This window comes from Streptomyces sp. NPDC059582 (genome assembly GCF_042735715.1).
GTDB lineage: Bacteria > Actinomycetota > Actinomycetes > Streptomycetales > Streptomycetaceae > Streptomyces.
On record NZ_JBHWCC010000099.1, the window covers coordinates 7,484 to 18,908 of the forward strand.

An 11,425-nucleotide genomic window follows, 5' to 3' on the forward strand; every position below is an offset into this window, starting at 1 on the left:
GGCCGGGGGGGGCGCGCGGGGGGGGGGGGGGGGGGGGGGGGGGGGGGGGGGGGGGGGGGGGGGGGGGGGGGCGCCCGCGCCCCGGGGGCCCGGGCCCGCCCCGACAACGCGGCGAGGCGCCGTGCCGGGCGTCGCGGGCCGTACGGGGCGTTCGGGACACGCCCTATGGCTTTCCGCTCTGTTCGTCCAGGCCGAGGAGTGCGCGCATCCGGGCGTACTTCTCGGTCAGTCGGGTGCGGGTGGGTTCGTCGAGGACCGCCAGGCGTACCGGGTCGGCGTTGTGGGCCAGGTCCGACTCCTTCACCAGCAGCGCCCCGGGGGTGGCGAGGACGCGCCGCGCGTACGCCGCCGGCGCCTCGCCCTCGCGCTTGGTGACGGCGAGCACGATGGCCTTCGTGCGCTCGGTCAGCGCGGCCTCGCGCAGCCAGTTCGCGGACAGCGCGTCGTCCTCGACGGAGTCGTGCAGCCAGGCCGCCGCGATCTGCTCGTCGTCCCCACCGCGCTCGCGGACGCCGTCGGCGACGGCCCGGAGGTGTTCGGCGTACGGCCGCCCGGCCTTGTCGGTCTGGCCCTCGTGCGCCGCGCGGGCCAGGGCCTCCACTTCGGGGAGGGTCAGCACGGGTGCCCCTTTCTGCGGACGGCGGCTTCCGCCGAGTTCTGCGGATTTCCGCGGACGGCGGCTCAGCGGAGGGCGGCCGCGGTCGGGCCCTCGCGGCAGACCAGCAGCAGCGCCCGGTCGTCGTTGACGTCCTTCGCCACCGCCTCGATGAGGTGCCAGGCGGCTCCCTGGAAGCCTCCGGCGACATAGCGGTCGGCCTCGCCGGTGAGGCGGTCGATGCCCTCGACGATGTCGCGGTCGGAGGTCTCGACCAGGCCGTCGGTGAACAGCATCAGGACGTCACCGGGGCGCAGGGAGCCCTTGACGGGGTCGAACTGGGCGCCGTCGTACACCCCGAGGAGCGGGCCCTCGGCGGCCTTCTCCTCCCAGCGGCCGCTGCCCGCGCTGAGCTGGAGGCCCGGCGGGTGACCGGCGGAGTAGAGCTCGTAGTCGCCGGAGTCCAGGTCCAGGACCAGGTGGATGGAGGTGGCGAAGCCCTCGTCCCAGTCCTGGCGCAGGAGGTAGCCGTTCGCGGCCGGGAGGAACGCGTGCGGCGGGAGGGATCCGAGCAGGCCGCCGAACGCCCCCGACAGGAGCAGGGCGCGCGAGCCGGCGTCCATGCCCTTGCCCGAGACGTCCGTCAGCACGACCTCCATGGTGCGGCCGCCGTTCGTCCGGGCCGCGACCACGAAGTCGCCCGAGAAGGACTGCCCGCCGGCGGGGCGCAGCGCCATCTCGCGGTGCCAGCCGCGTGGCAGCTTCGGCAGCTTGCTCTGCACGCGGATGCGTTCGCGCAGGTCGAACAGCATGGTGCCGCCGCGCCGCCAGGGCACGCCGACTCTGCTGCGGAACTGGGCGATCAGCAGTCCCACGAAGCCACACGCCGCGACGACCAGGACCACGCCGGGCGTGACCCGGGAGGGGCCCTCGGTGTAGGGCCCGAGTTTCACGGACTCCACGATCAGGGCGGTGGCCGCGGCCGCGTACAGACCGAGCAGGCTCGCCGGGCGCAGCAGCAGGCCGCCCGCGACGATCGGCAGGACCAGTGCGGACGGTGAGCACCAGACCGAGTTGGCGAGCGTGGTGGCCGCGATCACCGGGACGGTGAGGAGCAGCCCGGCCAGCGCGATCCAGTCCGAACCGTCCCCGCGGAAGTAGTCCACGGCGGCTCTGCGCACGCCGACGCGGGCCCGGTGCCACTGCATCTTCAACCGGGCCGTGAACGTCTCGGCCGCCGCGCGCCGCCCTCGTCCTGCTGCCATTAGTTCGGGACCCTATCCATCGGACCAGCCGCTCGGCACGGGAGGTCCCACTTGTCCCCCGTCCGAGGCTCGACTTCACAGTGAACTTCACAGAAAGCAGTTGCGCTGCGGGCACGGAGAAATTCGTTCGCTCGTCCTGCATTGCCCTGGTACGTATGGTTCATGGCGAATGACTTGCCCGACCGGGCGACCGACCTGCGGGTGCTGCGGCAGGACGACTGGGATCAGTGGTACGGCAACCTGCTCCGCGCGTTCGGCGGCGGGGAGGAGTCGGCCGAGGAGCGGGAGCTGTGGCACGAGCTCGCCGACTTCGACCGTTCACTGGGGGTGTGGGACGGGGACCGGTGCGTGGGGTCGGCGGGGGCGTTCGCCTTCGGGGTGACCGTGCCGGGCGGCGCATCGGTGCCGGCGGCGGGCATCACGATGGTCGGCGTGGCCGCCACGCACCGCCGGCGGGGACTGCTGACGTCGATGATGCGGCGGCAGCTGGACGACGTACGCGGGTGGGGTGAGCCGCTGGCGGTGCTCGTCGCGTCCGAGCCCACGATCTACGGGCGGTTCGGGTACGCCCCGGCGACCTTCGGCGTCAGCGCCGAGATCGACACCGGTCGGGTACGGCTGTCCGTGCCGGACGGCACCGATGCCGTACGGCTGCGGTACGAACGTCCGGTGGACGCGCTGGACGCGTGCGAGTCCGTGTACGCGCGGACGGTGCCCTCCCGTGCGGGCATGCTGGCCCGGCGGCCCGGCTGGGAGCGGGTGTGGCTGCTGGACGCGGAGAGCGACCGGGGCGGGGCGTCACCGTTGCAGTGCGTGGTCGCCGAGCGGGACGGGGAGCCCACCGGGTACGCCCGCTTCCGGGTCAAGTCGCAGTGGACGGACGCCGGGCACAACGGTCAGGTGGTCCTTCAGGATCTCGCGGCGGTCGATCCGGCGACGGACGCGGCGTTGTGGCGGTTCCTGTTCGGCATCGACCTGACGACCTCGCTGAAGGTGCGCGGGCGGCCCGTCGACGAGGCGTGGCAGCACCAGGTGTCCGACATCCGGCGCTGTCAGCTGCGGGTGCGGGACTCCCTGCATGTGCGGCTGGTGGAGGTCGGCGCCGCGCTGGAGGCGCGGACGTACCAAGCGCCGGTGGACGTGGTGTTCGAGGTCGAGGACGAGTTCTGCCGCTGGAACGAGGGGCGTTGGCGGCTGACGGGGGACGCGAAGGGGGCCTCGTGCGCCCGCACCGCGGACGCGGCCGATCTCGCCCTGTCCGTACGCGAGTTGGGAGCGTCCTATCTCGGCGGGGTGTCGCTGGCCGCGCTGGCGGGCGCCGGCCGGGTGCGGGAGCTGCGCCAGGGCGCGCTGGCCGAGGCCTCGGTGGGATTCGGGTCGACGGTGGCACCCTGGCTGCCGCACGGGTTCTAGGAGGGGGTCTGGGCACGGCCCGGGGCGGGTCCTGAGGCCGGCTCCGGGACCTGTCCTGAGGCCGGCTCCGGGTCTGAGGCCGACTCCAGGACAGATACCGGGGCCGACCAGACAGATACCGGGGCCGACCAGACAGGTCCCGGGGCCGCGACCAGGCAGGCCCTGAGGGCGCCTCAGCGCTTCTGGCAGGTAGGGCACCAGAAGAGGTTGCGGGCGGCCAGGTCGGCCGTGCGGATCTCGTCGCCGCACAGGTGGCAGGGGCGGGCGGCGCGGCGGTAGACGTAGACCTCACCGCCGTGGTCGTCGACCCGGGGCGGGCGGCCCATCGCCTCCGGAGTGTGCTCCGGGCGGACGGTGTCGATGCGGTTGTTGCGGACGCCCTCGCGCATGAGCGCGACCAGGTCGGCCCAGATCGCGTCCCACTCGCCGGGGGTGATGTCCCTGCCCGTGCGGTAGGGGTCGATGTGGTGGCGGAAGAGGACCTCGGCCCGGTAGACGTTGCCCACGCCGGCGATGATCTTCTGATCCATCAGGAGGGCGGCGATCGTCGTACGGCTGCGGCGGACGCGGGCGTACGCGGTGGCCGGGTCGGCGTCCGCGCGCAGCGGGTCGGGGCCGAGCCGGCCGTGTATCGCCCGCTTCTCGGCGGGGGTGATCAGGGCGCAGGTGGCGGGGCCGCGGAGGTCGACGTACGAGGCGTCGTCGGCGAGGCGGAGACGGACGGTGTCCGTGGGCGGGGGCGCGGGGGCGTCACCGAAGGCGACCTTGCCGAAGAGCCCGAGGTGGATGTGGATCCAGTCGGCGTCCTCGGGGTCACGGAAGCCGAGGAAGAGATGCTTGCCGTGGGCGTCGGTGGTGTGCAGCGGGGTGCCGTCGAGGAGGGCGGCCGCGTCGGCGAACTTGCCCTGGGGGCTGGTGACCCGCGTCACGCGGGCGGAGAAGGCGGCGGCGTAGTCCTGCGCGAGCCGGTGAATCGTGTGCCCCTCTGGCACGTCCCGTCGTCCTTTCCCACGCCTGTCTCACGCGTACCTCACGCGTACCCCGTCCTTACCGGCCGCCCGCGTCCGTCCCGGTCTCCTGGCGAGCGGCACACGGAGAAACCCCGGGGACCGCAGCCCCCGGGGACCGGCATCGGCGTTTACTGCTGCGGGTGGTGCGCCGGGATCGGCGGGAGGTCGCCCGTGGTCTCGTAGCCGGAAAGCATGTCGATGCGGCGGATGTGGCGCTCGTCACCGGAGAACGGCGTACCGAGGAAGGTCTCGACGAACTTCGTCGCCTCCTCCTGCGAGTGCATCCGCGCGCCGACCGCGATCACGTTCGCGTCGTTGTGCTGGCGGCCGAGGGACGCCGTCTCCTCGCTCCAGGCGAGTGCGGCCCGTACACCCTTCACCTTGTTCGCGGCGATCTGCTCACCGTTGCCGGAACCGCCGATCACGATGCCGAGGGCGTCGGGGTCCGCGGCGGTCCGCTCCGCGGCGCGGAGGCAGAAGGGCGGGTAGTCGTCCTGGGCGTCGTAGATGTGGGGGCCGCAGTCGACGGGGTCGTGACCCGCCTCCTTGAGCCATTCGACGAGGTGGTTCTTGAGTTCGAAGCCCGCATGGTCGGAGCCGAGATACACGCGCATGAGTCGAGTGTGTCACGGGCGACGCTGGGTAGCAGCGCCGGGTGGGACGGCGGAAAAGTGTGAGTGAGACTACAGAACCTCAGGAAAACCTCAAGTAACAATCCGGATTCAAAGGTTCCCGAATTCTTAAGCCTCCGTTTCACTGGACCGACTCGTACACCGCTCGTACGGGAGACCCCTCAAGCGGCGCAAAGGAAATCCGTCCCATGACTTCGCAGCCGACCCTGACGAAGGCCGAAAACGGCCCCGGAGACCCCGGAGAACCCGGTTCCGGTCTCCACGCCGGTCTGAAGAACCGCCACCTCTCGATGATCGCCATCGGTGGCGTCATCGGCGCAGGACTGTTCGTCGGATCCAGCTCCGGTATCGCCACCGCCGGCCCCGGCATCCTCCTGTCGTACGCCCTTGTCGGCACGCTCGTCGTGCTGGTGATGCGGATGCTCGGCGAGATGTCCGCGGCCAATCCGACGTCCGGTTCCTTCTCCGCGCACGCCGACCGCGCGCTCGGACGCTGGGCAGGCTTCTCCATCGGGTGGCTCTACTGGTTCTTCTGGGTCGTCGTGCTGGCGGTGGAGGCCACCGCCGGTGCCAAGATCCTGGAATCGTGGATGCCCGGCGTGCCCCAGTGGGGGTGGGCGCTGATCGTGATGGTGGTGCTGACCGCGACCAACCTGGTCTCCGTCGGCTCGTACGGTGAGTTCGAGTTCTGGTTCGCCGGGATCAAGGTCGTCGCCATCGGCGCGTTCATCGTGGTCGGCGGGCTCGCCGTGTTCGGCGTGCTGCCCGGCGTCGACAGCGACAAGGCGGGGATCGGGAACCTGACCGAGCACGGCGGGTTCCTGCCCCACGGGCCCGGCGCCATCCTCACCGGTGTGCTGCTGGTCGTCTTCTCCTTCATGGGCAGCGAGATCGCCACGCTGGCCGCCGGTGAGTCCGAGAACCCGCAGCGGGCGGTCACGAAGTCGACCAACAGCATCATCTGGCGCATCGGTGTCTTCTACCTCGGCTCGATCCTCGTGGTCGTCTCCCTGGTGCCGTGGAACGACCCGACGATCAAGGAGAAGGGCTCGTACGTCGCGGCCCTCGACTCCCTCGGTATCGCGCACGCCGGTCAGATCATGAACTTCATCGTGCTGACCTCGGTGCTGTCCTGTCTCAACTCCGGCCTGTACACGGCCTCCCGCATGGCCTTCTCGCTCGGCCGGCGCGGGGACGCGCCGAAGGCGTTCGCGCGGACCACGTCCCGTGGTGTGCCGATGGCGGCGATCATCGCCTCCGTCGCCTTCGGGTTCGTCGCGGTGTTCTTCAACTACCGGTTCCCGGACTCCGTCTTCCTCTTCCTGGTCAACTCCTCCGGAGCGGTCGCCCTGTTCGTCTGGCTGGTGATCTGCTTCTCGCAGCTGCGCATGCGGAAGATCATCCAGGCCGAGGCGCCGGAGAAGCTGGTCGTGCGGATGTGGCTGTACCCGTACCTGACCTGGGCGACGGCCGGGCTGATCGTCTTCGTGCTCGCCTACATGCTGACCGACACCGAGGGTGAGAGCAGCGGGCGTACCACCGTGCTGCTCTCGCTGGCGGTCGCGGCGGTCGTGATCGTGATCGCCCTGGTGAAGGAGAAGGTCCGCGGGGGCGGCCGGGCGGCCGCCGTCGAGCACCAGGCCGACCGGGTGTCCGCGGGCTGACGCCCGCGGCCTCGTCGCCGAGCAGTGAAGTGAGGGGGGGAACCCGGCCCGCGGGTTCCCTCCCCTCACCCGTCCTGCGCGTTCCCCGCTCTCCCCCGCGTTCCTTCGCGCACGCGTTCACAGCACGGTGAAACCGGCCTTGACCTGGTTGTACGTCTTCACGGCCTGGGGCTCGGCCTCCGGCTGGTACCAGGTGTTGATCTGGTACGACTTCCCGTTCTCGTTGAAGCCCAGCAGGCTGGCGTGCCACTGGGTGCCCTTGAGGGTGAAGGTGTACTCCCAGACGACCGCCGGGTCGCCGCGGAACGTCGTCTCCTCCAGACGGATCTTGCGGTAGCCCTGGCCCTGGTGGGCGTTCTGCTCCGAGGTCCGCCAGGTGTCCATCAGGTCACCGCGGGCAAGGGAGGACTTGGCCACGAGCTCCTGTGTGCCGTCGGGCGAGGTGTAGTGCACCTCCGCGCCCGTCTGCACGTCCCGCCGCCAGCCCCTGGGCGTCACCCACGCGAAGCCGCCGGCCTCCTGGTGCGCGCCCGGCGGCAGGCTCGGGGGTCGTGAGGTGCCCTCGACCGTGGGCGAAGGGGTGCCGGTCGGCGTCGGCGCCGACGCCGACGCCGGGACGGACGTCTGCGACGCGGAGCCGCCCGCCTTGGTGTCGTCGGGCGGGGCGGACGTCGTCGCCAGGACGATTGCGACGACCACTCCCGCGGTGACCACGCCTCCCACGGCCACCAGGCCGGCCGTTCGACGCCGACGCCGGCCCGGCGGTCGGCCCCCGCCGGGGGGCGCGGGCACGGGCACCGGCATCGGGCGCCGTTCCGTCACCGCCTGCGCCCGGGCCAGTGAGACGCCGGCGGGGCGCGGTGCGACGCCCACGGCATTGCTGGAGGACGTCTCGGAACCCACCTCCGACCTGGCTTCCGACCGCGCCTCGGAGGTGCCTTCGGTGGCGGTGCGCGCGAGCCGCACCTCTTCGGTGGGCGTCGGGCTCCGCGGCGGTATCGCGTCCTCCACGGGGGCGGGCTCCCTCGGGTCCTGGGAGGCGGACACGCGCGAGGGGTCCACGAAGGCCGGGGTGGGCGTCGGGCTCCGCGCCGGTATCGCGTCCTCTACGGCGGCGGGCTCCGTCAGGTCCCCGGAGGCGGGCCCCCGCGCGGGGTCCACGAAGGCCGGGGTGGGCGCCTCGCCGCGCGCCCGGGGCAGGACCCGGGTCCCCGGCTCAGAGACCGGCGCCGCCCCCGAGGGGGCGTCGGAGCCGGGCGGGGCGTCGGAGCCGGGCGGGGCGTCGGCGGACTGCGGATCGGACGGATCCGGGGTGTGCGGCCGCCCGGGCGGGTGCGTGAAGGGGGCGAGGGCCCCAGACACGGGTACGGGGGGAGTCCCCGTGTCGGAGACAGGCAGGAGCGGCGAGCCCGCCCCGAACACCTCGGCGGGAGACGAGCCGCTCCCGGAGGCAGGCACGGGAGGCGAACTGCCCGCCGACGCAGGTACGGAAGGTGCGCTGATCCCCGCCGATGCAGGTACGGATGGAGAGCTGATCCCCGCCGACGCGGGTGCGGATGGTGATTCGGTCCAGGGCGCCGGACCGGGCGGTGATCCGGTCCCGGACACCGGACCGGGAGGTGAGCCGCTACCTGTCCCCGGACCGGGAGGCAGGTCCGTCCCGGACGCCGGACCGGGAGGTGAGCCACCGGACACCGGACCGGGAAGCGGGCCGGTCCCGGAAGCCGGACCGGGCGGTGATCCGGTCCCGGACACCGGACCGGGAGGTGAGCCGCTACCTGTCCCCGGACCGGGAGGCAGGTCCGTCCCGGACGCCGGACCGGGAGGTGAGCCACCGGACACCGGACCGGGAAGCGGGCCCGTCCCGGAAGCCGGACCGGGAGGTGAGCCACCGGACACCGGACCGGGAAGCGGGCCCGTCCCGGACGCCGGGCCGGGAGGCGGGCCGGAGACATCCCCGTCCTGCGGACCGCGATCGGACGTCTGGCCCGGCGCGGGCGCGGTGCGAGGTGCAGATCCGTGCCCCGAGTCGGAGACCGGTGCGGGGCCGGAACCGGTCCCGGACGCCTGGCCTGAGGTGGTGGCGGGTCCGGACACCGAGCCGGAAGGGGAGTCGGTCATGGGCATCGGCTCGGGCGGAGAGCCAGGTCCGGACGGCGGCGCCGAGGGGACGGCAGATCCGGGCTGTGCCGGCGAGGCGGACGGCGCTTCCGGCGCCGGTGCGGCCTTCGACCCGCTCATCGCCACGGGCTCGGCCCTTGCCCCCGGGTCAGCCCCTGCCACGGGGCGAGCCCCGATACCGGGCTCCGGCACACTCCCGTCGCCCGGCCCCGCCCCAGACCCGACTACCGCCCCAGACCCGACTGCTGCTCCTGACCCAGGTACTGCCCGCGACCCGGGTACTGCCTTCGCCCCGTGCCCTGTCCGCGCGCCAGGCCCGGTACCCACCCCCGGCCCTGCCTGCCCCCCAGGCTCCGCGCCGGCCTCGGGCTCCAGCGCCACCCCAGGCCGCGGCTCCGCCCCAGCCACTGAATCCACCCCGGGTTCTGCTTCCACCCCGGGCCCCACTCCCGCGCGGGGTCCTGCTCCTGTCCCAGGTCCCGACTCCGCTCCGGGCCCCGCCTCCGCTCCGGGCCCCGACTCCGCTCCGGGCCCCGACTCCGCCCGAGGTCCCGAGTCCACCCCAGGCCCTGACCTCGCCCCGGGCCGTGGCAGCAACCCGGGCCCCGCGCCCGCCTCCTGCCCTGGCGCAGTTCCAGGCGGCCTCGCCCGTATGGGGGGCCTTGTCTCCGGTGCCGGCCACCGGTCGCTCTCCGCGTCCGCCCGTGAGCCGACCCCGCTCGCCGGTGGCTGGCACGCCCCGCTCGCCGGCCGAGGGTCGGAGCCACTCCCGGGCCGGGGGACGCCCCCGCTCCCCACCCGCGGGTCGTCACCCGGTGTCTCGGGGTCGGGTCGGCCCTCCGTGTCCCTCGTCGAGGGTGGTGCGGGGTGGGTCTCTCCCCCGACGGTCGGTCCGCCTACCGCCAACGTCGGTGTCGGGGCCGGGAACGCGATCGGTCGCAGAGCCGATTCCACGTCCTCCAGGGACGGGCGTACCGACGGGTCCTTCTCCAGGAGCGCGGCCAGGATGTCGCGTAACGGACCTGCCAGGCGCGGAAGTTCCGGCTCCTCGTAGAGGACCGCGTGCAGGGTCGCCAGGGTCGTGTCGCGGGAGAAGGGTGAGCGGCCGCCCAGGGCCGCGCACAGCGTCGCGCCCAGGGACCACACGTCGGACGGCGGGCCCTGACGGCGGCCTGAGATGCGCTCGGGAGCCATGTAGTCGGGTGAGCCGACCAGCATGCCGACCATGGTGAGCGCCTTCGCGTCCTGCATCGCGGCGATACCGAAGTCCGTCAGGACCACACGTCGTCCGCCGCTCTCCACCAGGACGTTGCCCGGCTTGATGTCGCGGTGCAGGACACCGCCGGCGTGCACCTGCCGCAGCGCCGCGACCAGGCCCAGGCCGATGCGGGCCGTCTCTCCCGGACTCAGCGGGCCGTCCTCCGCGATGACCCGTTCCAGGGAGCGTCCTGCCACCAACTCCATGACGATCCACAGGCGTTCGCCCTCGTCCACCACGTCGTACACGCGCACGACGTGGGGGTGGTCGATCCGGGCCGTCGCCCTGGCCTCGCGCAGTGTGCGTTCACGACGGGTGCGGGTGTCCTCCGCGTCGAGTCCGTCGATGCGCATCTCCTTGACGGCGACCAGCCGGTCGAGCATTTCGTCGACAGCTCGCCACACCCGCCCCATTCCGCCCTGGCCGATGCTCTCGACCAACCGATAACGCCCCGTCACCAGCAGCCCGGGAACACCGCCGCTCCTCGTGTTTCCCGAGTTTCCCGTGTTTCCCAGGTTTCCCGCATTACCCGGGTTTCCCGAGTTCCCCTGCAATTCGCTGCACCCCCCTCACCGGCAGTCCGAACGGTCTCCCCCGACACACAATGGTCACACTTGATGCCGTACCAGCATAGTGCGGAGAAATCTTGTGGTACCTCTTCAAGTACTGCGAATTCAGGCGCAGTCCAGGGGGACGCAAGGGGGACGAACATGAGTTCTCGTCGGATGACGGTCATTGCGGGATCGCTGGTCACGGCATCTTTCTCGGCCGTGATGATCCTTCCGTTCACGGCCACCGCCGATGACCAGGGACCGGGCAGCAGCAAGGGGGGAAAGGCCGTTGACGAGGCACCGGCGGGCGTGAAGCTGACGACGCTGTTGCCGGAGAAGATCTCGGTCGACAACAGTTCGAAGAAAACGGCGATCACTGCCACCGTGAAGAACGAAGGGACCAAGAACAGCGGCGACATCAGGCTTTTGGTGGTCGGCTTCGACGGCCTTGAGGTCACGGCCGTTCAGGGCTGCTCGGCCATCGCGGAAAAGGATCTGCCGCCGGGCTCGAACAGCGGTTTCAGTTGCGCCGTCGGCGATCTCGCGGCGGGCAAGTCGAAGTCGTACGACGTGTCCGCGACGTACGACCTGAGCAAGACCGGGAAGATCTGCCTGCCCGTGCAGACCACGGACGGGAAGAAGACCTTCTGGCAGCAAGGGCCGGTCCCGTTCGGCACGGTCAACCCGTCGCCGAACGCCCCTGCCACGCCACTGCTGCTCGGCACCGACAACCAGCCCGTGGCACCGGGCGGCGACGAGCTACCCAAGACCGGCGTCGGACGCGACGTCCTGCCGCTGGGCGCGGCCGGCGCGGCGCTGGTCGCGGCAGGTGCGGCCGGGCTGTGGTGGTCGCAGCGGTCACCGCGGGCCCGGCAGGGCTGAGCGGACCCAGGACTGCGGGAGGCGGGGGCCGGGG

At 72.4% G+C, this 11,425-nt stretch carries 8 protein-coding genes and 1 pseudogene; 3 read left to right on the forward strand and 6 right to left on the reverse strand.

The annotated features are described in order from the left end of the window. Positions 1-163 precede the first annotated feature (163 nt). Together ACFV0T_RS41375 and ACFV0T_RS41380 are read right to left on the reverse strand one after the other, a co-directional pair. Positions 164-619, reverse strand: coding sequence for an HD domain-containing protein (locus tag ACFV0T_RS41375; RefSeq protein WP_385790596.1), 456 nt, complete (start codon positions 617-619; stop codon positions 164-166). Positions 620-681: 62 nt separating this feature from the next. Further along, on the reverse strand, positions 682-1,860 hold the full coding sequence (locus ACFV0T_RS41380) for a PP2C family protein-serine/threonine phosphatase (protein ID WP_385790598.1): 1,179 nt from the start codon (positions 1,858-1,860) through the stop codon (positions 682-684). 162 nt (positions 1,861-2,022) lie between these two features. Here ACFV0T_RS41380 and ACFV0T_RS41385 point away from each other — a divergent pair, with 162 nt between their 5' ends. After that, positions 2,023-3,273, forward strand: coding sequence for a GNAT family N-acetyltransferase (locus ACFV0T_RS41385; RefSeq protein ID WP_385790600.1), 1,251 nt, complete (start codon positions 2,023-2,025; stop codon positions 3,271-3,273). 173 nt (positions 3,274-3,446) lie between these two features. On the opposite strand, the gene ACFV0T_RS41390 is transcribed toward ACFV0T_RS41385, so the two are convergent. Next, complete coding sequence (locus ACFV0T_RS41390; protein ID WP_385790602.1) at positions 3,447-4,265, reverse strand: Fpg/Nei family DNA glycosylase; 819 nt, start codon at positions 4,263-4,265, stop codon at positions 3,447-3,449. A gap of 146 nt (positions 4,266-4,411) precedes the next feature. After that, complete coding sequence (locus tag ACFV0T_RS41395; RefSeq protein WP_385790604.1) at positions 4,412-4,897, reverse strand: ribose-5-phosphate isomerase; 486 nt, start codon at positions 4,895-4,897, stop codon at positions 4,412-4,414. Positions 4,898-5,103: 206 nt separating this feature from the next. On the opposite strand from ACFV0T_RS41395, the gene ACFV0T_RS41400 reads away from it, so the two are divergent. Beyond that, positions 5,104-6,579, forward strand: coding sequence for an amino acid permease (locus ACFV0T_RS41400; RefSeq protein WP_385790606.1), 1,476 nt, complete (start codon positions 5,104-5,106; stop codon positions 6,577-6,579). 117 nt (positions 6,580-6,696) lie between these two features. Here the strand turns inward: ACFV0T_RS41400 and ACFV0T_RS41405 are convergent, their stop codons facing one another. Beyond that, a complete protein-coding gene (locus ACFV0T_RS41405) occupies positions 6,697-7,941 on the reverse strand; it encodes a hypothetical protein (RefSeq protein WP_385790612.1) in 1,245 nt (414 codons plus the stop codon). Between the two features lie 1,652 nt (positions 7,942-9,593). After that, positions 9,594-10,371 (reverse strand): annotated as a pseudogene (locus ACFV0T_RS41410) (serine/threonine-protein kinase); the annotation flags it as partial. 312 nt (positions 10,372-10,683) lie between these two features. On the opposite strand from ACFV0T_RS41410, the gene ACFV0T_RS41415 reads away from it, so the two are divergent. Further along, positions 10,684-11,391: a hypothetical protein gene (locus tag ACFV0T_RS41415; protein WP_385790608.1), complete on the forward strand. Its 708-nt coding sequence runs from the start codon at positions 10,684-10,686 to the stop codon at positions 11,389-11,391. Positions 11,392-11,425: the final 34 nt, after the last annotated feature.